This is a genomic window from Pantoea sp. y20 (assembly GCF_054903455.1).
On record NZ_JBUBNJ010000002.1, the window covers coordinates 641,420 to 664,721 of the forward strand.

At 50.0% G+C, this 23,302-nt stretch carries 24 protein-coding genes; 13 read left to right on the plus strand and 11 right to left on the minus strand.

What is annotated here, in order from left to right; all coding sequences use genetic code 11:
* Nucleotides 1-199 precede the first annotated feature (199 nt).
* From ACYAC5_RS22760 to ACYAC5_RS22770, 3 genes are read left to right on the plus strand one after another with little or no spacing between them, the layout of a single operon-like run.
* Entirely contained in the window at nt 200-667 is a 468-nt protein-coding gene (locus ACYAC5_RS22760; protein WP_462063143.1) for an STM2901 family protein, read from the plus strand.
* The gene (locus tag ACYAC5_RS22765; RefSeq protein WP_192235129.1) at nt 661-987 is read left to right on the plus strand and encodes a DUF1493 family protein; all 327 of its coding nucleotides are present in this window, start codon (nt 661-663) and stop codon (nt 985-987) included. Before ACYAC5_RS22760 ends, ACYAC5_RS22765 begins: the two co-directional genes overlap by 7 nt.
* A 16-nt stretch (nt 988-1,003) precedes the next feature.
* Nucleotides 1,004-1,489, plus strand: a complete 486-nt coding sequence (locus tag ACYAC5_RS22770) for an Hcp family type VI secretion system effector (protein ID WP_192235130.1) — start codon at nt 1,004-1,006, stop codon at nt 1,487-1,489.
* A gap of 53 nt (nt 1,490-1,542) precedes the next feature.
* On the opposite strand, the gene ACYAC5_RS22775 is transcribed toward ACYAC5_RS22770, so the two are convergent.
* On the minus strand, nt 1,543-2,025 hold the full coding sequence (locus ACYAC5_RS22775; protein WP_101761317.1) for a cold-shock protein: 483 nt from the start codon (nt 2,023-2,025) through the stop codon (nt 1,543-1,545).
* 190 nt (nt 2,026-2,215) lie between these two features.
* Between ACYAC5_RS22775 and ACYAC5_RS22780 the strand changes: the two genes are divergently transcribed.
* Nucleotides 2,216-2,914, plus strand: coding sequence for an RluA family pseudouridine synthase (locus ACYAC5_RS22780; protein WP_462063144.1), 699 nt, complete (start codon nt 2,216-2,218; stop codon nt 2,912-2,914).
* A gap of 20 nt (nt 2,915-2,934) precedes the next feature.
* Here ACYAC5_RS22780 and ACYAC5_RS22785 read toward each other — a convergent pair whose 3' ends face one another.
* Nucleotides 2,935-3,474: a DUF2058 domain-containing protein gene (locus ACYAC5_RS22785; protein ID WP_101761315.1), complete on the minus strand. Its 540-nt coding sequence runs from the start codon at nt 3,472-3,474 to the stop codon at nt 2,935-2,937.
* Between the two features lie 306 nt (nt 3,475-3,780).
* Between ACYAC5_RS22785 and ACYAC5_RS22790 the strand changes: the two genes are divergently transcribed.
* Complete coding sequence (locus ACYAC5_RS22790; protein WP_110867169.1) at nt 3,781-4,761, plus strand: DUF1852 domain-containing protein; 981 nt, start codon at nt 3,781-3,783, stop codon at nt 4,759-4,761.
* Nucleotides 4,762-4,790: 29 nt separating this feature from the next.
* The gene (locus tag ACYAC5_RS22795; RefSeq protein WP_101761313.1) at nt 4,791-5,822 is read left to right on the plus strand and encodes a methionine synthase; all 1,032 of its coding nucleotides are present in this window, start codon (nt 4,791-4,793) and stop codon (nt 5,820-5,822) included.
* Between the two features lie 60 nt (nt 5,823-5,882).
* Here the strand turns inward: ACYAC5_RS22795 and ACYAC5_RS22800 are convergent, their stop codons facing one another.
* On the minus strand, nt 5,883-7,352 hold the full coding sequence (locus ACYAC5_RS22800; protein WP_280173032.1) for a glucosyltransferase domain-containing protein: 1,470 nt from the start codon (nt 7,350-7,352) through the stop codon (nt 5,883-5,885).
* Between the two features lie 210 nt (nt 7,353-7,562).
* On the opposite strand from ACYAC5_RS22800, the gene yajD reads away from it, so the two are divergent.
* On the plus strand, nt 7,563-7,910 hold the full coding sequence (gene yajD, locus ACYAC5_RS22805) for an HNH nuclease YajD (protein WP_101761311.1): 348 nt from the start codon (nt 7,563-7,565) through the stop codon (nt 7,908-7,910).
* Between the two features lie 198 nt (nt 7,911-8,108).
* Here yajD and fliD read toward each other — a convergent pair whose 3' ends face one another.
* Nucleotides 8,109-9,521: a flagellar filament capping protein FliD gene (fliD, locus tag ACYAC5_RS22810; RefSeq protein WP_110867167.1), complete on the minus strand. Its 1,413-nt coding sequence runs from the start codon at nt 9,519-9,521 to the stop codon at nt 8,109-8,111.
* Between the two features lie 294 nt (nt 9,522-9,815).
* Between fliD and licT the strand changes: the two genes are divergently transcribed.
* Nucleotides 9,816-10,679 carry a BglG family transcription antiterminator LicT gene (gene licT / locus ACYAC5_RS22815; RefSeq protein WP_462063147.1) on the plus strand — a complete coding sequence of 288 codons (864 nt, stop codon included), beginning with the start codon at nt 9,816-9,818 and terminating at the stop codon, nt 10,677-10,679.
* Between the two features lie 39 nt (nt 10,680-10,718).
* Here the strand turns inward: licT and ACYAC5_RS22820 are convergent, their stop codons facing one another.
* From ACYAC5_RS22820 to ACYAC5_RS22835, 4 genes are all read right to left on the minus strand, one after another.
* Nucleotides 10,719-12,113 (minus strand): glycoside hydrolase family 1 protein, encoded by a 1,395-nt coding sequence (locus ACYAC5_RS22820; protein WP_277975259.1) that lies wholly within the window; start codon nt 12,111-12,113, stop codon nt 10,719-10,721.
* A gap of 15 nt (nt 12,114-12,128) precedes the next feature.
* Nucleotides 12,129-13,997 carry a PTS beta-glucoside transporter subunit IIABC gene (bglF, locus tag ACYAC5_RS22825; RefSeq protein WP_462063148.1) on the minus strand — a complete coding sequence of 623 codons (1,869 nt, stop codon included), beginning with the start codon at nt 13,995-13,997 and terminating at the stop codon, nt 12,129-12,131.
* 214 nt (nt 13,998-14,211) lie between these two features.
* Entirely contained in the window at nt 14,212-14,916 is a 705-nt protein-coding gene (locus ACYAC5_RS22830) for a YoaK family protein (RefSeq protein ID WP_110867163.1), read from the minus strand.
* A gap of 64 nt (nt 14,917-14,980) precedes the next feature.
* Nucleotides 14,981-16,429, minus strand: coding sequence for a sugar porter family MFS transporter (locus ACYAC5_RS22835; RefSeq protein WP_462063150.1), 1,449 nt, complete (start codon nt 16,427-16,429; stop codon nt 14,981-14,983).
* A 242-nt stretch (nt 16,430-16,671) separates the two neighbouring features.
* Between ACYAC5_RS22835 and ACYAC5_RS22840 the strand changes: the two genes are divergently transcribed.
* The 3 genes from ACYAC5_RS22840 to map all read left to right on the plus strand — a co-directional run bounded on the left by ACYAC5_RS22840 (nt 16,672) and on the right by map (nt 17,994).
* Complete coding sequence (locus tag ACYAC5_RS22840; protein ID WP_176972698.1) at nt 16,672-16,857, plus strand: con-10 family general stress protein; 186 nt, start codon at nt 16,672-16,674, stop codon at nt 16,855-16,857.
* A gap of 112 nt (nt 16,858-16,969) precedes the next feature.
* Nucleotides 16,970-17,212: a ParD-like family protein gene (locus tag ACYAC5_RS22845; RefSeq protein ID WP_008106304.1), complete on the plus strand. Its 243-nt coding sequence runs from the start codon at nt 16,970-16,972 to the stop codon at nt 17,210-17,212.
* Nucleotides 17,212-17,994, plus strand: coding sequence for a type I methionyl aminopeptidase (gene map, locus ACYAC5_RS22850; protein WP_462063152.1), 783 nt, complete (start codon nt 17,212-17,214; stop codon nt 17,992-17,994). Before ACYAC5_RS22845 ends, map begins: the two co-directional genes overlap by 1 nt.
* Before the next feature lie 43 nt (nt 17,995-18,037).
* Here map and ACYAC5_RS22855 read toward each other — a convergent pair whose 3' ends face one another.
* Together ACYAC5_RS22855 and ACYAC5_RS22860 are read right to left on the minus strand one after the other, a co-directional pair.
* The gene (locus tag ACYAC5_RS22855; protein WP_462063153.1) at nt 18,038-19,540 is read right to left on the minus strand and encodes a methyl-accepting chemotaxis protein; all 1,503 of its coding nucleotides are present in this window, start codon (nt 19,538-19,540) and stop codon (nt 18,038-18,040) included.
* 492 nt (nt 19,541-20,032) lie between these two features.
* The gene (locus tag ACYAC5_RS22860) at nt 20,033-20,527 is read right to left on the minus strand and encodes a DUF892 family protein (protein WP_110867160.1); all 495 of its coding nucleotides are present in this window, start codon (nt 20,525-20,527) and stop codon (nt 20,033-20,035) included.
* A gap of 425 nt (nt 20,528-20,952) precedes the next feature.
* On the opposite strand from ACYAC5_RS22860, the gene ACYAC5_RS22865 reads away from it, so the two are divergent.
* The gene (locus ACYAC5_RS22865; RefSeq protein ID WP_064740224.1) at nt 20,953-21,156 is read left to right on the plus strand and encodes a con-10 family general stress protein; all 204 of its coding nucleotides are present in this window, start codon (nt 20,953-20,955) and stop codon (nt 21,154-21,156) included.
* A gap of 587 nt (nt 21,157-21,743) precedes the next feature.
* Entirely contained in the window at nt 21,744-22,166 is a 423-nt protein-coding gene (uraH, locus tag ACYAC5_RS22870) for a hydroxyisourate hydrolase (RefSeq protein ID WP_192412768.1), read from the plus strand.
* A 37-nt stretch (nt 22,167-22,203) separates the two neighbouring features.
* Here the strand turns inward: uraH and ftrA are convergent, their stop codons facing one another.
* On the minus strand, nt 22,204-23,208 hold the full coding sequence (gene ftrA, locus ACYAC5_RS22875; RefSeq protein ID WP_192414470.1) for a transcriptional regulator FtrA: 1,005 nt from the start codon (nt 23,206-23,208) through the stop codon (nt 22,204-22,206).
* Nucleotides 23,209-23,302: the final 94 nt, after the last annotated feature.

The following is a 23,302-nucleotide window of genomic DNA, read 5'->3' on the forward strand; positions in this document are numbered from 1 at the left end:
CGCATAAATGTGCACCCTACGAAAACGCTGGGTCGCCAATCATGGTGACCACGCTGCCTTTGCCAGGCAAACGCTGCCATAATCTCCCTAAACTCTCCAATAGTTAACCCGCTATTAGTGGTTCCACTCCTCTCTTTTGAACAAAAAATAGCGTTCATCACGTTGTAATCTGGCCGCCTGTAATTCAGGGAGGATGATTATGGATACGGTTGAGCAGCTTAATGGGATGTACTTCTATGCTGGACGTTCGAATCTAACGAGCAGTGAACTCTTTTTTATGATTTTTTGTGAAAAGGTTGTCGAACAATATGGACTGGGTGTTGCTGATTTTTCAGCTGTTGCGGCTATCGTTTCAGGTAGAAATAACTTATCAACGAGAGGGAAGATTGGTGGTAATACCACGAAAGGAACTTCCTATGCCTCTAAGGCTTCACGAGCCGTATTCAAGAAAGCTAAATTCCCTTATGGGATTGAACTTCCAACATGGTTAGGGGGTTATACCCCATGGACTGCAAGGAAAATCTATGTAAGGAATATTGGCACTTTTGTGGGGCGAACCGTTCCACTACTCGGTGTCATTATACTCGCTGCCGATATATCCCAAATAGTTTACTGTACAATCAGGGACTACAACTTTATTGTCTCAGAAGCAGATAAAATATGGTAAGTAATATCGAACAGCAAATATATGATTTCATTCGGCCGTATGCCGGAACCTATTTGTTCAACATTAGAAAAGTGATTCTTACCCATGAGACTGATCTCGATACCGATCTGAGTATTGATGAGTATGAGGTTGAGGAGTTAATGAAAGAGTATTTTACGAAATTTAACGTTGACCCCGCTGGTTTCGATATCAAAGTTTATTACCCAGACATCCCATTTTCCTGGAATCCTTTTAAGAAAACTACTCCAGTTCAGGTTCCCGACTTTACGATAGGAATGTTAATAGAGTCCGCTAAAGCAGGCTGTTGGTTATATAAATAATACAAGGAGAATTGACATGGCAGTTCCAGTTCATATGTGGATTAAAGATGATGGCGGTGCTGTAATTCGTGGTGGTTCTGATGTGATGAACCGAGAAGGGAGTATCGAGCTGAGGGGTATTCACCATAATCTCAGCATTCCCACGGATAACAGCTCCGGCAAGTTGACTGGAACCCGGCAACATGCTCCGTTTCAGTTCGAGAAAGAAATTGATTCTGCCTCCCCTTATCTTTACAAGGCAGTAGCCACAGGCCAGACGCTGAAAGCTGCGGAACTCAAATGGTACCGCATCAGTGACGCCGGTCAGGAAGAAGAGTACTTCAACATATTAATGGAAGACGTAAAGGTCATCTCGATATCGCCGATCATGCATGACACGCGTAATTGTCCAGGAACCGGACATATGGAAAGCGTTGCGCTGCGTTACGCGAAGATCACGTGGAAATATGTTGATGGAAATATTCAATTCACCGACGCATGGAACGAAAGGCCAACGGCATAATCAATGCGGAAATCCTGCGTGAGGATTTCCGCTGAGAATTAATCACAATATCTTCACACCTTAAGCATTTTCACCGTGGCATCAATATCAATTTCATCCGCCGTGAAAATCAAAGTCGTTCCCTGAAAGGTGGTTACCGCCAGTTTTTTCAGTGAGCGCGTTTCATCCGGCTTAACGTCTGTTTTCGGCTTGATGCTATTCATCAGAATACCTACCGACAGCACGGTATTCTCTTTATCGATGCGCGTTTCAACCGGCACGTCTTCGCTGTAAACCACATAAGATTTGATCGAGGTGAGCTTCAGGCGCTCGCCGGCAATATAGATGTATTTGCTCTCAGGTGAGACCTTCACCGCATACGCGGACAAACCTTTGTTATTGGTGGTGGGTTCAAAGGTCACCGCCGCGTCTTTCTTGATCAGCTCAGGGTTAGCGACCTTAATCACATGGAAATAGCGGTTATCGCCATTTTCATCTTTGATAAATCCAAAACCTTTATCCTGAAACCAGGTTGTGATCGTTCCGTTCATCGCCATTGCCGCCTACCTAATCGTTATCTACTCAGTTTTTTCAGCGCGCAGTGTAAAGCACATTGCCTGCGCAGACCACGTCTTTGCTTTAAGTCTGGACGATAAATTTCGCCTGAGCGAAAAGACACATGCCCGGATTCGCCAGTTGCCGCAAAATTCGCTATTATCCGCATCCCTTCGCCAGCCGGGCAGCCTGATGTCTACGATTATCGATACCTTTATTGCCCCGCAATGTCTTGAAGAGATTGAGATTCTCTACCAGGACGATCATCTGCTGCTGATCAATAAACCAGCTGGTCTGCTCAGCCTGTCGGGGAAGAATCCGCGCAATCTCGATTCTGTGCATCATCGGTTAGTGAAGCTTTTCCCCGGCTGCACGTTGGTGCATCGTCTGGATTTCGGCACATCAGGGTTAATGGTGATTGCCCGCAATAAGGCGATCAATGCCGCAATTTGCCAGCAGTTTAGCCAGCGCAGCGTGACCAAGATTTATCGTGCACTGTTGTGCGGGCATCTGCATGACGACGAAGGTGTGATTGACGCGCCGATTGCCAAAGATCCGACGCTATTTCCATTGATGTCAATTTGCCCAATCAATGGTAAGCCAGCTCGCTCACGCTATCGGGTGATTGAGCGCACTCATCACCTATTGGAAGATAAGACGTTCATGCCATTAACGCGGGTGGAACTTACGCCAGAGACTGGACGCACCCATCAGCTGCGTATCCATTGCCAGCTGTTGGGCCATCCGATTTTGGGTTGCGACCTGTATGGCGGTCTTATGCTGGCGGGGACCGAACACGCCCCGCGTCTGATGTTACACGCCAGCGAGTTGAAGTTTGTTCATCCGGTCAGCGGCGAGTGCCTAAACGCCCGGTGTGCCTGCCCGTTCTGACAGCGCAACCGGCATTGTGCTTACCACATTAAATCATCAGGCACTTTGAAATCAGCGTACGGATCGTCTTCATCCTGCGCTTCCTGACTCAATGCACTATTCAACACGATGCTGTTCGCATCACGCTGCGCAATTTTATCGGCGACGCTGGCAGGAATAATCGCGTATTGGCTCTCGCCTTTGCTATCGACGGCCAGGCGCGCAATCGCCAATCGGCCATTAATCAGTTGTGTCTGCGTTTGCTTATCGACGTCGATTTTTTTGATCAAATTATTGTCGGTGAAATTAAAACCAATATTGCCTTTAGAGATATCGATTTTGTTCATTTCGATCAGCTGCTTAACCTGCGCTTTGTACTCTTTCGATAACGCCGCTTGCTTTTGCTGTTCGCTCAACTGCTTATCACGCTCAAGCTGAGCCTTTTTGTTCTCTTCCACCGCTTCTCTGGCCTCACGAGCCTGAACGCGTGATTTCTTAGCGGTTCTCTGGACCTTGTCCATTTTTTTGCTGCTGACTAAGCCTGCTTTCAGCAGCTGCTCTTGTAAGGTGAGTTTTGCCATTGTCGTGTCTTAACCGGTTAAAAATTTGTGGAAGAGTATACCTTTAATTGTAGAGCCTCTGCCAGGTTGAACAGGCTGGCTACAGTGAGCGCCGTTCATCCTCCTCTCCTCATCATGAAATTCCTTCATGTTCGATGAAATTAAATCACTTTTTTTCAACCAGTGACTCAGGCATAAAAGTACCATTGTTAATAACTTAAAATAATATCAAGCCTGCTGAATGAAAGTACCCTGCAAAAGCATTGGGAAATCCTGAAATCCAGCGACAGCAAGGCTTTTTATTGGTAACCGGGATAGCAGACTAAAATGAACAACGCCTTTACTTTTACTGTTAAGAGCCTTCGTTTCGACGAAAATTACAATCCTTCTGGCAATACACGCATCACCACCAATTTTGCCAATTTGGCGCGTGGTGAAAAGCGTCAGGAGAACCTGCGCAACGCCTTAGTGATGATTGATAACCGTTTCAATTCACTGGCGCATTGGGACAACCCTAAAAGCGATCGTTACGCGGTTGAGCTAGAGATTATTTCTGCTGAGCTGAATCTGGGTGCCGAGGGCAACAACAGCACCTTCCCGGTGATCGAAATATTGAAGACCAATATCGTTGATAAAAAAACCAACGAACGCATTGAAGGGATTGTTGGTAACAACTTCTCTTCTTACGTGCGTGATTATGATTTCAGCGTTTTATTGTCTGAGCACAACAAGAACCATACTGAATTCCGCACGCCAGATAATTTTGGCGATCTGCATGGCAACATCTTCAAGCATTTCGTTAACTCAGAAGCTTACAAAGCGAATTTCAATAAAGCGCCGGTTATTTGCCTGAGCGTATCCAGTAAAAATACCTATTACCGCACCGGTAATGAACATCCGGTGTTGGGTATTGAATATCAGCAGGATGAACTTTCTCTGACTGACGAATATTTCGGTAAAATGGGCCTGCGGGCGCGCTATTTCATGCCGGCAAACAGTGCTGCGCCTCTGGCATTCTATTTCCATGGCGATTTACTCAGTGATTACACCAATCTTGAGCTGATTAGCACCATCAGCACCATGGAGACGTTCCAGAAGATTTACCGCCCTGAGATTTACAATGCGAATTCTGCAGCTGGTAGACACTATCAGCCAAGCCTGAGCCATCAGGATTATTCTTTAACGCGAATTGTTTATGATCGAGAAGAACGTAGCCATCTGGCTATTGAACAAGGAAAGTTCACTGAAGAGCGCTTCATTAAGCCATATCAAACTCTTCTTGAGCAATGGTTTACTCCCGTTCTTTGATTACCGATAAAAATATAAGGTCACCTGCTATGAAAAAATTATTACCGACTTCCACTGCTGGTAGTTTACCGAAACCATCGTGGCTGGCTCAGCCGGAAACGTTGTGGTCACCGTGGAAATTGCAAGATCAGGAATTAACCGACGGCAAACAAGATGCGCTGCGTTTGTGCCTGGACGATCAACAGCAGGCAGGAATTGATATCGTCAGTGACGGCGAGCAAACCCGCCAGCACTTCGTCACCACCTTTATTGAACATCTCAACGGCGTAGATTTTGAGAAGCGCGAGATCGTTAAAATCCGCGATCGTTATGATGCCAGTGTGCCGACCGTTGTGGGTCCGGTGAGTCGTCAAAAATCAGTGTTTGTTGAAGATGCAAAGTTTTTACGTCAGCAAACGGATCGTCCTATTAAATGGGCGCTGCCGGGTCCAATGACCATGATCGACACGCTTTATGACAACCACTATAAAAGCCGCGAAAAACTGGCATGGGAATTCGCTAAAATTCTCAATGAAGAAGCGAAAGAGTTAGAAGCGGTGGGCGTCGATATTATTCAGTTTGATGAGCCGGCATTTAACGTCTTCTTCGACGAAGTGAATGATTGGGGTATCGCAACCTTAGAAAGAGCCATTGAAGGGCTGAAATGCGAAACCGCAGTGCATATTTGCTACGGCTATGGCATCAAAGCGAATACCGACTGGAAAAAGACGCTGGGCACAGAATGGCGTCAATATGAAGAGATATTCCCTAAACTGCAAAAGTCGAATATCGATATCATCTCACTGGAGTGTCAAAACTCGCATGTGCCGATGGAGTTGATGGAACTGATTCGCGGCAAAAAAGTGATGGTTGGTGCCATTGACGTGGCAAGCAATACCATTGAAACGCCAGAAGAAGTTGCAGCAACGCTGCGTAAAGCCCTGCAGTTTGTTGATGCTGATAAACTCTACCCTTGCACCAACTGCGGCATGATTCCTCTGCCACGCGGTGTGGCAAGAGGCAAGCTAGATGCATTGAGTGCAGGTGCAGAAATTGTTCGCAAAGAACTGTTGAATAAATAACACCAGATAAAAGCTCAGTCCGGGATTATTACCCACCCGCAACCGGACTGAGCCGTTGAATTAAAGTTTATTAATCTGCCCACCCGATTTTCTAAAATCAATCACCATCGTTTGCCCATCCTGAAAGGCGTCATAATCGGGTCCCTGCGCCAGAACCTGACGCGGTTTAATTACTCTCATTTCATCCGTTGCTTTCACCGCTTTCAATCTCAAACCTACATGTTTAATCAGCGCCAGCCATATCCACGGTTCAGACTCACCCAACATTTTCATGCGGATATGATCGATGATGGGGAAGTTACGAATATTGGTTTGTACTTCTGGAGCATCATTCAACTGCCCAATAAAGGCGAGTGAATCAATCGATTGGGCAGCGGGAGCAGAAAGCGTGATTTTGATCTGATTCATCACCTCCATTTGATAACGTTGATCGTTAACTACAGTGTTAAAAGTGACCAGCATCACCACCAGATGATAAAACAGCAATATCGCACTCAATCCCGCCAGCCAGCTTCTTATTGCAGGTAATGAATAAACGGCTACATAGAAACAGAACAGGAAAGTAATGCTGCATGCGCCCAGCATACGCGGTGCAAATAACGGCGTGGCTAAGGCCAATGAAAGCCCGGGGATGGCGATGATGACGATCAATCCCGCACTGAACAGCATTAAGACCGCACTTAGCGTCAACTTCTGCTGCTGTTTTAAGTTTCGAACCATCAAAACAAGGCCTGAAAACATTATCAGCATAGGCAGCCCTATAAATACCATCATGCCGCGCGGATAGGCGCTGAGAAAAAGGTCACTGAACGCCTTAATAGTGTTGATAAGGACTTGCAGAGAATCGGAATTCAGTGATAACAGCTTGCTGTGTTTCATGCTGTACCAGTCGATCTTCACCGGCAATAAATAATTCATCGCGAGTTTATAAGTTAGGATGGCAATGCCCAGCGCCACTATTTTCCCGCACAGCCACTTCCAGCTGGATTGATCATTTACCAGTCGAGAGACGACCAGCAAGGCTACACAGGCAATATAGACATTGAGCCCTGGCTGATAGAGTGTCTGAATCAGCAATAATATCAGCGCCGTGTAAACGATCTCCTGAAAAGGCTTTGCGCGATTAACCATGCTTGCCAGCATGGCGCCTGCAAATGACAGAAGTATGGTGAGACTGTCATAGGTATAGAGCATTCCCTGCGTCAGAAAGGGATTAAGAATGACAAATAGCGGCGGGAGAAATGACCAGAAACCCGCCAGCGGAATTCTCAATCTTTCCGTGAAAAATACCGCAGCAATACTTAGCGCCAGCAATCCGAGCAGTAAATTAAGCGGAGAAATATCGCTGACCGTATCACCAAAAGAGATCAGGGATTGTAATAACCAGGTGCCCGGCCTCCCGTTACTTAGCCATGTTGATCTATCCCCATCTAATATCCGGTAAAGATCATCCCGATAATAAATTTTGTTAGTCCATAGAGGGATGGTGGCCAGCAATGCCACCATCATCGTCAAAGCGATACGTTGCATCCGGCTTACCGACGGAGAATCATTAACGGGCATCATTTTATGAGTGAATTTCCATCGAACGGGGTCGGGCGGTCTTTTATTTCCGCGTAGTTACAAACTAGTGTAGGCGGTTTTTTAGAACGGATGCTCAGGAATGATAAACATCATTGGCAGCTGCGGGATGTGCAGATAACATGTCGCTTTATCTCTTTCTAACAGGTAACGTCTGCAATGGCTCTGATCCCTAAAAACTACTCGCGGCTGGAAAGCGGCTATCGTGAGAAAGCATTGAAAATCTATCCGTGGGTATGCGGCCGCTGCTCGCGTGAATTTGTTTATTCCAACCTGCGCGAATTAACCGTTCACCATATCGATCACGACCATACCAATAACCCAGAAGATGGCAGTAACTGGGAGTTGTTGTGCCTCTATTGTCACGATCACGAGCACTCGAAATACACCGAAGCGGATCAGTACGGCACACGTGTTGTGGCAGGTGAAGATGCGCAGAAGGATGTTGGTGAAGCCACCTATAATCCTTTTGCCGATTTGAAGGCCATGCTGAATAAGAAAAAGTAAGGCTAGTTTCAGAAATAGCGATCGCCATAAATGGTGTAACGCTCGCCAGTTAAGACATGAAAATCCCTCATTACCGAGAGCACACATTTTAGCGGCGCAATTCATTGCGCGATAAATCGCGCCGCTACGGAAGGTGCGGTGATTTGATACGGCGGTTAACTGATCGACATTACGCCATTTATGGCGACCGCGTTACGCTTACTTATTGGTCTTTGTACTATTGCTAAACTGCTCGGTGAGATAGTTGCTGGTGTTATTCAGCACGCTGACCATCTTATCCAGATTGGTGAACTGCTTTTTATACCGCGCAATCGTGTCATCAATACGTTTGCTGGCGGTATTGTACTGATCGGTTAGCGTATTCAGTTTTTTACTGATGGAATCCGTCGCGCCCTGCAACACACCTTTACTGCTGAGAAATGCGGTGAATGTGGTGTTCAGCACCGTCGAAACACCGGTTTTTTTGCCATCACCGACAAACATGTCCCGAATCGCTTCTGGTTTCACTTGCAAGCTGGTGGTCAGTTTGGTGGCATCCAGCTTAAGTTGGCCGTTAGTGGGATCGGTAGTAATGCCCGCCTGAGATAGCGTTTTATAAACACCTGAACCCGAGCTGTTGGCCAGAATACTTTTCAGTTGCACCTGAATATTACGCAGTGTGCCATCACCGAGTAGCGCTCCATTCTTCCCGTCCGGATCTTTACCCGCATCCACTGGCGTGTATTTAGTCAAACTCGCCATCGTATCCTGCAGCGAGTTATAGGCATTCACCCAATCGGTAATGGCGGTTTTCGCCTTGTTGGTATCGCTGCTCACCGTCAGCGTTTGGTTGCCGCTGGTTTCATCGTTAAGCTTCAGCGTGATGCCTTCCACCGCGTCGGTGATAACGTTGCTGCTGCTCTCAATCGCCACATTGTTTACGGTCAGCTTGGCATTCTGCGCCTCGACGCTTTGCGCCATCCCGCTGCTGGCCGCATCTGATGCATCAAAGCCGATAAAATCCTGCAAGGTATCATCGCCGGTCACGCTCAGCGATTTCACCGCATTGGCGGTGCCGGATGCCGATGATGTCAGCGACAAACGGTATTCCGTGGCGGAGACCTTGATCAGGCTTGCAGTAACGCCAACGTCGGATTTGTTGATGGTGTCACGAATCGCCGAAAGCGAAGTCTGATCTTTGGTTAGCGTAATGCTTTTCTCTTTACCTTCCGCGTTAACAAATTTCAGGGTTCTGGACGCGGCATCGCTACCTATCGCCGCTTTGATATCGGTTTTCGTCTCGCTGGTTAGCGTCTGGGATTGCGCCAGCTTCTGCACGCTGATGGTATATTTTCCCGCCAGCGCATTGCCGTTGGAATCGGCGCTAAACGCACTGGAACTGGATGCTGTGGTCGTCGAAGTATAAAGCGCGGCATCGTTTAATTTATTGTTTGCCGTCTGGAAGGTCTGAATCGCGGTTTTAAGGGTGCCGTAGGCGGACAACTTCGCGGTCGCAGCGGATTGTTGTTTGGAAATCGGTGCCAGCGATTGTTTTTCTGCCGCGGTCAGTTTGTCGAGAATGGTGCTTAAACCCAGTCCTGAACCGACGCCTAATGTTGAAATCCCAGTCATGTACGCAACTCCTGTTAATTTAACGTTACGGTACTATCGGCAGCCTTAACGCAAACTTTATAGAAATCTGATCATTTCCTTACGTTATCCTTACATTCATTAAATTGCGCCATCAACGCATCTGATTAATTGCGCTGGAAATATGATGCGTTTCACATTTAACTGTCGCTCTGCTTGTCGGGAAAGCAGAGCCGATTATGATCTGGCGAGATTGTTACTGCGTTCAGCGCAGGCAAAACCTGACACGCCGTCCTCCCGGTGGGTCAGGTTTTTTATTTTCAGGGCAGATAAAAAATGAAAATCGCGAAAATCCTCAACAATAATGTCGCGGTGGTGCTGGGCGACAACGGCAAAGAACAGGTGGTGATGGGACGCGGTTTGGCGTTTCAGAAGCGCGTTGGCGACGAACTGGATGCACAGCAGATCGAAAAAGTGTTTGCGCTACAAAGCGACACCTTAACGGGCCGGCTCAGCGAACTGCTGTCGGATATCCCGCTCGAGGTGATCACCACCAGCGAACTGATCATTGCCAACGCACGTCAGCAGCTGGGCCAGCCGCTGCATGAAAGCCTCTCCATCGCACTGTGCGATCACTGCCATTTTGCGATTGAGCGCCATCAGCAAGGCATCCCGATTCGTAACGTGTTGAAGTGGGAGATCAAAACGCTCTATCCGAAAGAGTTTTCATTGGGTATCGAAGCGTTGGAACTGATTAACCAGCGGCTGGGCGTAGCGTTGCCGGAAGATGAGGCCGGATTTATCGCGTTGCATCTGGTGAATGCGCAGCTTGGTAGTGATTTCGCCGATGTTTCGCACATCACGCAATTTATGCAGGAAATCCTGCATATCGTGAAGTATCGCCTGCAGCTGGATTACCGCACAGAGAGCCTGAGCTACAACCGTTTCGTCAACCATCTGAAGTTCTTTGCGCAACGCATGTTGGGCAAACGCGGCGTGTGGAGCGAGGATGAATCTTTGCATGATGTGGTGCGCGACAAATATCCGCTCGCCTATCAATGTGCAGTAAAGATTGACCAGAATATTCAGCAGAAATACCTGTATCAGCTCTCCAGCGAGGAACGCATGTTTCTCACCATTCATATTGAGCGGGTACGCAAAGAGACGCTGGCGTTGCAGGATGATGCGGACGAGGCGTAAACCAGGTGCGCATGATTGCGCACCCTTCATTCAACTCACTTATTTCAACGCTGCACCATGGCTACGAATCACGTCCTGATACCAGAAGAAACTCTTCTTACGTGAACGCGCCAGCGTGCCGTTACCCGCGTCATCGCGATCAACGTAGATAAAGCCGTAACGCTTGGAGAACTCGGCTTTTGACGCGCTGACCAAATCAATCGGCCCCCAGCAGGTATAACCCAATACCTCGACGCCATCTTCAATCGCTTCACGCACCTGCACCAGATGATCGTTGAGATACTGAATACGGTAATCGTCGTTAATTTGCCCGTCCGCTTCCACCACATCTTTGGCACCAAGCCCGTTTTCTACGATGAACAATGGCTTCTGATAGCGGTCATAGAGGATGTTAAGCAGAATGCGCAACCCTTCAGGGTCGATCTGCCAACCCCAATCGGAACTCGGCAGATGTGGGTTCGGCACCATCGAGAGAATGTTGCCGCGCGCTTTCTGGTTCTCCTCTTCGTTAGTGGTAACGCAGCCGGTCATGTAGTAGCTGAAGGAGATGTAATCGACGGTGTTTTGCAGGTCATGCTTATCGGCATCGGTGATCTCAATGCTGATGTTACGATCGGCGAAGAAGCGCTTCATATAGGCCGGATACGCGCCGCGCACCTGTACATCGCCAAAGAACAGCCATTCGCGGTTCTGTTGCAAGGTTTCCAGCACGTCCGCCGGACGGCAGCTCAGCGGATAGAGCAGCGCGCCCAGCAGCATGTTACCGATTTTGCCGTCCTTAACGATTTCATGGCAGGCTTTCACCGCGCGCCCGCTCGCCACCAGCTGATGATGAATCGCCTGATAGATTGCCTGCTGATCGCTCTCTTCCGCCAGACCTACGCCGGTGAACGGCGCGTGCAGCGACATGTTGATCTCATTAAAGGTCAGCCACAGCTTCACCTTGTGCTGGAAGCGGGTGAACACCGCGCGCGCATAGCGTTCGAAGCAATCAATGGTGATGCGATTGCCCCAGCCGCCGTACTTTTTGATCAAGCCGTACGGCATTTCGTAATGTGACAGCGTCACCAGCGGCGTGATGTTGTATTTCGCCATCTCATCGAACAGGCGATCGTAATAGGCTAATCCCGCTTCATTGGGTTCCGCTTCATCGCCCTGCGGGAAGATGCGCGTCCAGGCAATTGAGGTACGCAGCACGGTAAAGCCCATTTCGGCGAACAGTTTGATGTCCTCCGGGAAGCGGTTATAGAAATCGATGGCGGTATCCTTGATGCCAAAATCGTCATCGCTGCGCTCGACGCGTGCACCAAATATGCCCTTGGGTTGCAGGTCGGAGGTTGATAAACCTTTGCCGCCTTCCTGATACGCGCCTTCAACCTGGTTTGCGGCAACGGCGCCGCCCCATAAAAATCCGTCCGGGAAACGTTTAGTCATCTGTTTACTCCTCTATTATTTCAGCACGGCCAACAACGGAGCGCCTTCGCTCACGGCCGTGCGGCTCAGGGTTAACACATCCACAAAGTCATCGCTATTACTCACCAGCACTGGCGTAGTGAGGTCAAAGCCTGCGGCTTTAATCGCATCGAGATCGAACTCCAGCAGCAAATCGCCCACCTTGACCGGCTGATCGTTCACTACTTTCGGAGAGAAATAGTGTCCATCGAGCTTCACGGTATCGAGGCCAACGTGGATCAACACTTCTGCACCCTGCGCCGATGTCAGGCCAATCGCATGGCCGGTGCGAAACATTGACGACACCACGCCATCGATCGGCGATACCACACGGCCCCGCTGCGGGATAATCGCCGCGCCTTTACCGAGCAATCCGCTGGCAAAAGTTTCATCTTTAACCTGATCGAGCGGAATGACATCGCCCGACATCGGACTGACCACGCTTTCGCGGCGCGTCAGGCTGGTGGGCGGAGCAACCGCTGCCGGCGGCGCAACCGCTTCGGTTGCGAGCTCGGTCAGACCGAACAGATAAGTGCTGACGCAAGCGAAGATCAGCGCCACCGCCGCACCGGCAAATGCCGCCAGCACGCTGGCATCAATGCCGCTGTTTGGCACCACCTGAATAAAGGTGAAGACACTCGGGAAACCAAAGGAGTAAATGGTGGTGTGCCAGAAGCCAAGGATCGCCGCGCCCAAGGCGCCACCGATGCAGCCGAAGATAAACGGACGACGACGCGGTAGCGTCACGCCATATACCGCCGGCTCGGTGATGCCGAAGATGCTAGCGGTAAAGGCTGATCCCGCCATCGCTTTCAGTTTCGCTTCGCGGGTGCGCAGGAAAATACCAAGCGTGGCGCCCGCCTGGCCCAGCACCGCAGGCATCAGCAAGGGCAGTAGCGTGTCGTGACCAAAGTTGGCGAGGTTGTTCAGCATGATCGGCACTAAACCCCAGTGCAGACCGAAAATCACGCACACTTGCCAAATCGCGCCCATCACCGCACCCGCGATCATGGGGCTCAGGCTGTAAATCCACAGATAACCTTCGGCCAACATGCGGCTCAGCCAGGTCGCCGCCGGACCAATCGCCAGAAACGTCAGCGGCACGGTGATCAGCAGGCAGCACAACGGCGTAGTGAAGTTACGCACCGCGCTGGGCGAACGCGGATGCACCCAGCGTTCAATCAGGCTGGAAACCCAGGCCGCGAAAATAATCGGAATCACCGACGAGCTGTAGTTCAGCACTTCGAGCGGGATGCCGATGAAGGTCAGCGCATTGCCCTGCTGCTGCTGCTGCAGCACTTCGAGAATCATTGGATGCACCAGCGCAGCGGCAATCGCCATGCTGACAAACGGATTACCGCCAAATTTTTTACCGGCGCTGTAGCCGAGCAAAATCGGCAGGAAGTAGAACAAACCGTCGCTGGCGACAAACAGCACTTTGTAGCTGCCGCTGTCGGCACTCATCACGCCGAGCACCAGCGCCAACGCTAGCAACCCTTTGATGATGCCGGTGGCAATCATCACGCCGATAAAGGGGGTAAAGATGCCGGAAACCAGATCGATAAAGCGGGCAAATAAGCCTTGCGGTGCAGCGTTATCTGCGGCCTCGTTCTGATTATCCAGCGCATGGCGCGCGGTGAGTTCGCGATACACTTCCGCTACCTGATTGCCAATCACCACCTGATATTGGCCGCCGCTCTCTACCACCATGATCACGCCGGGATTGTCCTTTAACGCGGCGGTCTGCGCTTTTTGACTGTTTTTTAGTTTGAAGCGTAAGCGCGTGGCGCAGTGCATCACGCTGATGATGTTCTCTTTGCCGCCAACACCGGTAACGATGTCATCCGCCAGTTCCTGATATTGCATCACTCTTTCTCCTGAACAATGCCCTAAACTCATGCCCTGAATTTCGCGCAAAAAAAAACCTGAGACGCGCCCTCTTCAACTGAAAAAGGGCGCGTCTCAGGTTTTGCCTGCCGAACAGTAACAATCCTTAACGGGCGCTATCATGCTAACAGCGCGGAAAAAGTGGCAAGCAGTTTTAGCGAACGATGCGGAAAACTGTGAAGCTGCTCACCGATCAGATCCGTTTCAGTGCCGCTAAAGCCAGCACGCTGAGCAGCGCACCGATCACCATCAGCAGCAGATAACTCATCCACTGCAGCAGCCAAATTCCCAACACACCGCCGCCCAAAAACGCCAGCACGGTGTAAAAATGCAGCTTAAGCCGCTCAATGTAGAGCGGCGCATCTTTGGGGGATTCTTTGCGGCGCAGCACATCAAACAGCATCGCCAGCTCAATGCCGATATCGGTCGCGGTGCCAGAAACGTGCGTGGTGCGCACGCGGGCGTTGGAGATGCGCGTCACAACGGCGTTTTGCAATCCCATCAAAAAACTCAGGCTCAGCACCAGCAGCACGCCAGAGCCGCTAAAGCGAAACCAGCTTTCAATCACGCCGAGCAGCAGCAAAGCGATGCCTTCAATCAGGATGTTGATGGCGTAGATGCCGCGAATCTGGCGCCGTCTGCCGGAGTTGATTATTAGCGTTGAGACGGAAGATCCGGCGATAAACAGCAACACGATGAGCAGAAAAAACAGGCCGACGTGCAGATTAGCTTTGGCCAGATGGTCGGAAAGTGAGGAGACATTGCCGGTCATGTTCGCCGAGAAGAAGCCGACCGTTTCAAACGCTGCGGTGTTAAGTGCGCCCGCAACCGCGGCCAGCGTGCAGGCCAGGCGAATGTCGGTATTGAAGGTGCGCGTGTTCTCGGCGGTGATTAGCATGGGAAATCCTGGCCCGGTGAAAGATGCGTATCTTCCTCCCGTGACCAGGAATTCTCAAGCGCCGCTACGCGGTTTGCTGATCCTGCTCCTGCTCGCTGAACCGCTCGCGCATCTCATTTTCGATCTGCTCGAGCGATTTGCCTTTGGTCTCCGGCAGCATAGTGATTACGAAGATCAGCGAGCCGACGTTGATGGCTGCAAAGATAAAGAACGCGCCATTGCCGGTGGCGGAGAGCAGCGGCGGGAAGGCAAACGCCACCGCCGCGTTACAGATCCACTGGAACGAAACCGCAGCGCCGGTCAGCACGCCGCGCACTTTCATCGGGAACAGCTCCGACATCAGCAGCCAGTAAACCGGCGAAATGCACATCTGCATAAAGAACAGGAACACCAGGATCGCCGCCAGCGCGAAGATGCTTTGCGTCATGTCCTGTGGCATCAACAGCAGCACGCAGCCCAGTACCAGCTGCATGGCGATCACTACCGACAAACCGGTCATCAGCATAGTACGACGTCCAAAACGTCCCACTGCTTTGATGCCCACCATGGTCGCCAGCACCGAAACAATGCCGTTACCGATGGTCGCCGCAATCGAGGCGTTGGTGCCCATACCGGTGGTTTTCAGAATCACGGGCGTATAGTACATAAAGGCATTCACGCCGGTGAACTGGATAACAATGCCGAGCCCCGCGCCCACCAATAACAAGCTAAGAATCCATTTCTCTTGCAGCAGTTCACGCGCTGACGGCCCCTGACGCGCCGCTTTAGCGTGCTGGCGCATCTCCGTCATCTCCTTTTTCACTTCGCGTGGCGTTTCACGCAGTTTGTGCAGGATACGGCTCGCTTCTTTGATGCGCCCTTCTGCCACCATCCAGTGTGGCGACGCTGGCACAAAGAAGGTGCCGATAAACAGCAACGCGCCAGGAATCATCGCCATCGCCAGCATATAACGCCACAGATGCGGATCGTTAAGCGTGAAACTCATCACCGCGCTGACCACATAAGCCAGCAGCTGACCGGAAACAATCATCAGCTCGTTGCGGCTCACCAGCGGCGCACGCCGTTTTGGCCCGGCAATTTCGGCAATAAACACCGGTACGGTTGAGGAACCGCCACCCACCGCAATCCCCAGCAGAAAACGCATCGCCACCATTACGTGCAGGTTTGGCGCTAAGGCGGTACCAATCGCGCCCAGCACAAAAATTAGCGCCAGAGAACGCAGCGTAATGCGTCGGCCAAAGCGATCGGAGAAATAACCACTGAGGAAAGCACCCAGCGCGGCACCGAAGATCAGGGATGAAGTGACTAAACCTTCAGTGAACGGTGTGAGGTCAAGACCGCCCTGATCAGGCGGCAAGGTCATAAACGGCAAGGCACCCGAGATAATCCCGGTGTCATAACCAAAAGCCAGCGCACCCATTGTCGCTACGAGTACCACAAAGAAGATGCGCTGTTTAACGGTGAGATTACTTAGCGCTGAATCGTCGTCACTGTTTTGCTGCGATGTGTCCATTCCTATTCCCTGCATATTGAACGCGCCTTGTAGCGCAAAGGTTGAAACCCAAAAGGCAGAAGTATAGTCAGGAATTGTAAAATGTGACGAAGGTCACTATTAATTCGACAAATTTCATCGCGCTTAATGATCATTTTCAATGATCGGCGTTTACGGCCTGGCTTTAACGCAACGGCGAACTAAAATTGCAGCGTGACTAGCTAGTCCTCAAATCTAACGGAACATTGATAAGAGGTCTTCCTATGAACAAACAGAGCTACAGAGGCGGCGCAGGGAATTTTGCCAACGATCCAGAACGTGCGAAAGAAGCTGGCAGAGCGGGAGGCAAAGCCAGTGGAGGCAACTTCAGAAACGATCCTGAACGCGCCGTTGAAGCGGGAAGGAAAGGAGGCAAAATAAGTCGTCGTCCTCCAACGAAGTCTGAGTAAGGCGCCTTAGGATTTTGTCCGCCATGGATTGGCTTCACCCCCTTTTTGCATATCCCAGCCTAAAACGGTAACCTATATACATATCACATACGATTCATATATAGGTTGCACCATGGGCATCGTAAAAATCTCTGACTTAATGCATGAGAATCTGCGCATCGCCAGCACGGCGATGAGCCGTTCCATCAACGCGCAGGCGGAACACTGGATGAAGATCGGCATGCTGGCCGAAATTTATCCGTCACTCAATCATCAGGAATTGACGCGCTTGCTGATGCGCGTTGAACGCGACAGCGGCGCGGATTTAGCGCAACTGCTCGACCATCCTTTATTCACCTCGCAGGGAATCGCGTAATGAGCATCAAACTGCACACCGCTGAAGAGATCGAACTGGCGCGTGCCGCTGGACACGCCGCCGCTAAAGTGCTGGAGATCATCACTCCGTACGTTAAACCGGGCGTCACCACCGATGAACTGGACGCGATTTGTCATGATTACGTGGTAAACGAGCTAAAAGTGGTGCCAGCAAATATTGGCTATCACGGTTACAGCAAAACGACCTGTACGTCAGTGAATCACGTAGTGTGCCACGGCATTCCGGGCGAGAAAAAGCTCAAGGATGGCGACATCGTCAACATAGACGTCGGCATCATTAAAGATGGCTGGTACGGCGACACCAGCCGCATGTATTACGTTGGCCAGCCGTCGGTGCGCGCCAAACGTTTGGTGGATATCACCTACGAATCGATGGTGGCAGGTATCAAAGTGGTAAAACCGGGCGCGGCCTTAGGCGATATCGGGGCGGCCATTCAGCAGGTAGCGGAAAAAGCCGGTTTCTCGGTGGTGCGCGAATATTGCGGTCACGGCGTTGGCGAGGTGTATCACGGCGATCCGCAGATTCTGCATTACGGCACGCCAGGCACGGGATTGGCGTTACAGGCGGGCATGATTTTCACTATCGAACCGATGATCAACGCGGGTAAAGCCGGCACCAGCGTACTGTCCGATGGCTGGACGGTGGTCACCAAAGACCGCTCGCTGTCAGCGCAGTGGGAACACACCATCGCCGTGACCGAAACCGGCTTTGATTTGTTGACGCCGTGGCCAGAAGGTACCGGCGAATATCCGGCAATTTAAAAAAAGATCCAGAACGCATATGCCGTTCTGGATCACACTCGCATTAAGCGGTTTGACGCAGCGTAAACACGCTCACGCTATTCACCATATTCGCCGCCTGCTCGCTCAGCATCGCCGACGCTGCCAGCGATTGTTCCACCAGCGACGCATTCTGCTGCGTGGTGATATCAATCTGGCTAATCGCGATGTTGATTTGGCTGATGCCGTCGGCCTGCTCGCTGCTGGCCTGATTGATCTGCACCAGCAACTCTTTCATCTCAGCCACGTTCGACATCATGCCGTTCATCAATTTATTGGCATCCGTCACCATATCGCGCCCATCGGCAATACGCGTGGACGACTCCTCAATCAAATTACGGATCTCATGCGATGAGGTGGCGGTTTTCTGCGCCAGCGCGCGGACTTCCTGCGCCACCACGGCAAAACCGCGACCATGTTCACCCGCGCGTGCGGCTTCTACCGCAGCATTGAGCGCCAGAATATTGGTCTGGAAAGCAATGGAATCGATCAGGTTGATGATCTCCGCCATGCGGCTGGCAGAATCATTGATTTCGGCCATTTTGCTGGCGACGTTGTCCATCATGCTGGCATTACGTCCTACCGTGGTTTCCGCCTTAGCGGAGAGATCGGCGGCAACGTGGGTATTATTACGCGTGTTGCTAATGGTGGCACTGAACTCCTCCACCGAGGCCGCCGTTTGCTCTACCGAGCTGGCCTGCTCTTCCGTACGCGCCGCGAGATCGTTGGTGCCCGACATGATTTCGCTGGCGCCGCCGGAAATCTGTTCTGCGCTAATGCGAATATGGCTGACAATATCCGACATCTTTTCCTGCATCTGCTGGATGGCGTTAATTAACTGCCCCATTTCATCCTTTCGCTGTTCATGAAAATCAGAACTGAGATCGCCATCCGCCACTCGACCAAGAAAGGTGATCACTTTTTTCAATGGCACTGTAATCGAGCGAATAATAATCCAGCCAATAAATGCTGAAAGTAAAATAGCCACTACAAAAATAATCAGCATGGAAATTTTAGTTTTGCCGTATGACGCCATAAAATTATTATAGGAGCCATCCATTTGCTGCTCTTGCAGGGTAATGAACCCCTCAACTTCATCGATATAATTTCTTTGCGCTAAGGCAAGCGTAGAAAAATAGAAATTCACTGCTTTTGTCACATCACTATTCACTAAATCGAAGAATACATTTCGCTCTTTAAGGAACTCTGCTCGCCTCACTTCCACGCGCTTGAGAAATGCGATTGATTCATCATCGGTAGCCAGCTTATTTAACTGCTTATAGGTTTCGGTAATTTTCTTTGAGGCATCCTGAAGATTGCTCTGAATCGTTGTCCGGCGTTGCGCATCAATCGGGCTCAGCAGCAGCGCCTGCTGCTGCACCGTTACGTTGATCTCATCAATTAATCGGTTGCCCAATGCAATAGTGGGATAATCGTCTTTCATCATGCCGTTAACGCCGGTTTCAGCTAAGAACAGCGAATTTAATCCGAGTAACGCCACTAAAAGTAGCATCGCGATATTGAGCATAGAGGATATTGTAAGTTTGGTTCGCAACTTTACATTACGTGAAAATCTTTGAACTACGTCCATTTAGAAACCTCAATGATTTTGATTGAAAAGTAGTGAAGACAATAATGTTATTTTAAAAAACAGAAGAGGCTACGGGCGTTAATCGGCAGCATCTCTGCTGTTATCGTCAGCAATTTCATTAACATTAGAGACGATGATTAATAGGGTCACATTTCAAATATCAGACGCGGAGTGTTATTTTGCTGAAATCGATTTCATTGATCAGTTCCATTTACTGATAGGGAATAACATAAAATTCTAAGCCTGGTTTTTTTGCTTAATTTAGAATAAAGGTTCTCGCCAGGCTAACAAATAGCAAAGAATGATCCTGATTTTATTATTTGCAGCAATTTGACTAAGGGAAAACAGTTAGTTTATCTGTAGCGTTTAACCTGCAAGCCAAATTGAGCGGTCAGCAGAGCAAGGCTGCCGACCGCTTATAGTTATCCGTCAGACTGTGGCTACCGCGCTATGCAAAATGGCCTCATTCGCCACGTCCGGCAACTGATGAAGAAGCCAATCTGCCATCTGGATTTCATGTTGCAGGATCAGCTGGAAAGTCTTAATGCCTTTGCTGTCCGCCGCCTGCTGCGCTGCGGCCAGTAATGCGGTGTAGGTTGCCACTTTATAGTTACAGAACACGTAGCTACTCACCGCAATGCGCACGCCCTCTTCATTGCGCAACATATCGCTCGCAGCTTGCCCAACGATCGACAATCGTCCTAACGCGTCTTTCAGCGCTGACCAGTTACTGTCGTAGCGTTTCAAAACGTCTTTCACCCACTGCTGCTGTTCAGCGGTTTGTTGTGCATATTGCTTCATACGTGCCTGCAACAGCGGGAACTCCTCCAGCCGCAGCGTAGCTGCCTGCAGCAAAGGCTCTGCATGTTTTTCCATCGCATGCGCATCGCGCAACCAATCCAGATATACAAATTCCTTGGTCATCAATTTGCTCCGGTAGTGAGAAGAACATCGACAGTTAGCTGCCTGATGGGTATGACATCAGCTCATTTAGGCTAATTGAGCAAAATAAGCGAAGCGTTAATTTAGGCTAAACAAGAAGATTAATTAAACGTAGCAAGCAAGCGTCAAGCTGCAAGTAATGTGCGCAAGAATTGCGATTGAGGTTATAAGTAAATGCGCTTACCGCTTCGCTTATTATCTGGCTAGAGAAGCTTTCTTTTTAATGTTAAAAATCTTAAGCAACTAACTAATGGTAGTTACATTTAGAGAGAAGTGAAAATTTAACTGGAAGTAACATAAGCAAGCCTCTTAGAATTAAGACTTACGAGAAACCCAGGCTTGAAACTGGAAAAAATGGCACTACATTTATTTTGCATCATGTTGGTATTTAAAAAAGAGGAGAACCAATGACGGACGCTAAGAAGCTACCCGATGAGGAAGAAAAAAAGCCGCAACGTCGTGGTGGTGCAGGCAACTTCGCAGAGAACAAGGAACGCGCGGCTGAAGCCGGGCGCAAAGGCGGTCAGGCTAGCAGCGGTAACTTCAAAAACGACCCGGAGCGCGCCATTGAAGCAGGAAGAAAAGGAGGGAAAATCAGCCGACGCAAATAACATTCTTCCCAAAAGAATAAACATCTAACATCGTTTTACTTCTGCACAACACTCTCCTGATACTGTATTTACGCTTCGCTTAAATACAGATTTATCCATGTCAGGAGGGTTATTTCCAGCTAAAAATCCGTATAATCGATTATTTCTTGATCAACTTCAATTTATTTACCGCTTCGCTTATCCAGGCTTTACCCTTCGCTTATTAACCACAAAATTACATTTGCAAGCTAATAATAAATGCCTGACTCAAAATTATATATGTACATGTTACTTAAACTGGTACAACTTTTAGAGAAGAATTCTGACAGATGACTCAGAATAATCGGAGGTGGATTAGCGTAGTTGTCGCTCGCTGGTAATTAAATTAACCGCCATTTGCACTGAGGGAGTGACAACAACAATGACCTGCATTACGTATGCTCGCCCTTCATGGCAACCAGGTTTGCATCAATGCCCGCTAAGATGTCAGCACTTGGTAGATTGCTCGTCAGATCTCAGAAATTTCACATTTAGTCTTATCTATTATGATTTTGTTGTCGAAGCATCCAGGATTGCAGCACATTCACCTGCTTAAAAAGGATATTTTAATGAAAACTCTCTTTACCTCAGCCAGCGCCATCCTGATTGCGACCAGCCTGTCAGCGGGAGCAGCACAACCGGCAGCACCAAAAAATCCGCTCAGCGTACATGTTTTGAACCTGCAAACAGGCTCGCCGACAGCGGGTATTGAGGTTGAACTCGATCAGAAACAGAACAATAACTGGGTGAAATTAGCCAGCGGCAAAACCGACAGCAACGGCAGGATTAGCGCGCTATTCCCGGAAGATAAAACCGCCAGCGCAGGCAGCTATCGCGTGGTGTTTAAAACCGGTGACTATTACAAAATGAACAACCAGAAAACCTTCTTCCCGGAAATTCCGGTCGAGTTCAATATGGAAACCACCGGCGAGCACTACCATATTCCGCTGCTGTTGAGCCCGTTTGGTTATTCGACTTATCGCGGGAATTAAATGTAAAACGGTCGCCATTAATGGCGACCCACGGAAACTACTGTGTTATCCCTCTTTCACTAAATGACTTGCGCCAATGAGTCGGCGTAGTGTTGAGCCGCTGTCTGAAGTGATGACGTAAGGTTTCTGGCGATCCAAATCCCGCCTGTTCAGCAACCTGATCAATGCTCAGCTTGCCGCTCTCCAGCAGTGCGCAAGCTTTTTCCAGCCGCACGCTTAACATCCATTCTCCCGGCGTGGTGCCGGTAGCGTCATGGAAACGGCGTAAAAAGGTGCGGCGGCTCATGCCAGCTTGCCTGGCGAGTTGGTCAATCACCAGCGGCGTATTGAGGTGATTACGCAAATCATCAAGTAACGGCGAAAGATTTTTTGCCGCACGCTGCGGCACCGGCTGCTGAACCAACTGCGCCTGATTGCCTTCGCGCAGCGGCGGCGTCACCATGCGGCGCGCGGTGCGGTTTGCCACTTCAATACCATAATCACGGCGGATCAGATGCAGGCACAAATCCACGCCCGCTGCGCCACCCGCTGACGTAATGATGCTGCCCTCATCAACATAAATCATACCGTGCTCAACCTGCACCTGCGGGAAGCGTTGCGCCAGAATCTCGGTGCTGTTCCAGTGTGCGGTCGCGCGCTTACCATTTAGCAATCCGGCAGCGCCCAACACGAAACTGCCTGCACAGATCGAAACAATACGCGTGCCGTTGCGATGGGCTTTTTGTAACGCGGCGATAAGTTGATCCGATGCCGGTTCATGTACGCTGCGCCAGCCGGGAATCACGATAGTGCCCGCCTCTTCCAGCAGCTCAAGTCCGCCGTCGACCACCAGCCGCACGCCACCTTGCGCGCCGAATACGCCCTCTTCCACCGACGCCACGCTCAAATCGTATAAAGGCTGGCCGAACACTTCGTCGGCACGCCCGAAAGCCTCAACGGCGATGCCGAACTCAAAGGTACACAGACATTCATACGCCAGCAAAACCAGTCGGCGGTTGAACGGTGCAGGCGAATGGCCATGAAGCGGAGCAATCATTTGCATTAAAGGTCACCGGAGAAATTGGCACGATCTTGACGATATATGGCATGCAGGCAGATTTCCACTCGCACGCCAATCTTTCATGCTGGCACGCTCT

Bases quoted from the DNA above. Each gene is read 5' to 3' on its own strand.
- ACYAC5_RS22760 (WP_462063143.1), top strand. From the start codon at position 200: ATGGATACGGTTGAGCAGCTTAATGGGATGTACTTCTATGCTGGACGT.
- ACYAC5_RS22765 (WP_192235129.1), top strand. From the start codon at position 661: ATGGTAAGTAATATCGAACAGCAAATATATGATTTCATTCGGCCGTAT.
- ACYAC5_RS22770 (WP_192235130.1), top strand. From the start codon at position 1,004: ATGGCAGTTCCAGTTCATATGTGGATTAAAGATGATGGCGGTGCTGTA.
- ACYAC5_RS22775 (WP_101761317.1), bottom strand. From the start codon at position 2,025: ATGGCGATGAACGGAACGATCACAACCTGGTTTCAGGATAAAGGTTTT.
- ACYAC5_RS22780 (WP_462063144.1), top strand. From the start codon at position 2,216: ATGTCTACGATTATCGATACCTTTATTGCCCCGCAATGTCTTGAAGAG.
- ACYAC5_RS22785 (WP_101761315.1), bottom strand. From the start codon at position 3,474: ATGGCAAAACTCACCTTACAAGAGCAGCTGCTGAAAGCAGGCTTAGTC.
- ACYAC5_RS22790 (WP_110867169.1), top strand. From the start codon at position 3,781: ATGAACAACGCCTTTACTTTTACTGTTAAGAGCCTTCGTTTCGACGAA.
- ACYAC5_RS22795 (WP_101761313.1), top strand. From the start codon at position 4,791: ATGAAAAAATTATTACCGACTTCCACTGCTGGTAGTTTACCGAAACCA.
- ACYAC5_RS22800 (WP_280173032.1), bottom strand. From the start codon at position 7,352: ATGCAACGTATCGCTTTGACGATGATGGTGGCATTGCTGGCCACCATC.
- yajD (WP_101761311.1), top strand. From the start codon at position 7,563: ATGGCTCTGATCCCTAAAAACTACTCGCGGCTGGAAAGCGGCTATCGT.
- fliD (WP_110867167.1), bottom strand. From the start codon at position 9,521: ATGACTGGGATTTCAACATTAGGCGTCGGTTCAGGACTGGGTTTAAGC.
- licT (WP_462063147.1), top strand. From the start codon at position 9,816: ATGAAAATCGCGAAAATCCTCAACAATAATGTCGCGGTGGTGCTGGGC.
- ACYAC5_RS22820 (WP_277975259.1), bottom strand. From the start codon at position 12,113: ATGACTAAACGTTTCCCGGACGGATTTTTATGGGGCGGCGCCGTTGCC.
- bglF (WP_462063148.1), bottom strand. From the start codon at position 13,997: ATGCAATATCAGGAACTGGCGGATGACATCGTTACCGGTGTTGGCGGC.
- ACYAC5_RS22830 (WP_110867163.1), bottom strand. From the start codon at position 14,916: ATGCTAATCACCGCCGAGAACACGCGCACCTTCAATACCGACATTCGC.
- ACYAC5_RS22835 (WP_462063150.1), bottom strand. From the start codon at position 16,429: ATGGACACATCGCAGCAAAACAGTGACGACGATTCAGCGCTAAGTAAT.
- ACYAC5_RS22840 (WP_176972698.1), top strand. From the start codon at position 16,672: ATGAACAAACAGAGCTACAGAGGCGGCGCAGGGAATTTTGCCAACGAT.
- ACYAC5_RS22845 (WP_008106304.1), top strand. From the start codon at position 16,970: ATGGGCATCGTAAAAATCTCTGACTTAATGCATGAGAATCTGCGCATC.
- map (WP_462063152.1), top strand. From the start codon at position 17,212: ATGAGCATCAAACTGCACACCGCTGAAGAGATCGAACTGGCGCGTGCC.
- ACYAC5_RS22855 (WP_462063153.1), bottom strand. From the start codon at position 19,540: ATGCTCAATATCGCGATGCTACTTTTAGTGGCGTTACTCGGATTAAAT.
- ACYAC5_RS22860 (WP_110867160.1), bottom strand. From the start codon at position 20,527: ATGACCAAGGAATTTGTATATCTGGATTGGTTGCGCGATGCGCATGCG.
- ACYAC5_RS22865 (WP_064740224.1), top strand. From the start codon at position 20,953: ATGACGGACGCTAAGAAGCTACCCGATGAGGAAGAAAAAAAGCCGCAA.
- uraH (WP_192412768.1), top strand. From the start codon at position 21,744: ATGAAAACTCTCTTTACCTCAGCCAGCGCCATCCTGATTGCGACCAGC.
- ftrA (WP_192414470.1), bottom strand. From the start codon at position 23,208: ATGCAAATGATTGCTCCGCTTCATGGCCATTCGCCTGCACCGTTCAAC.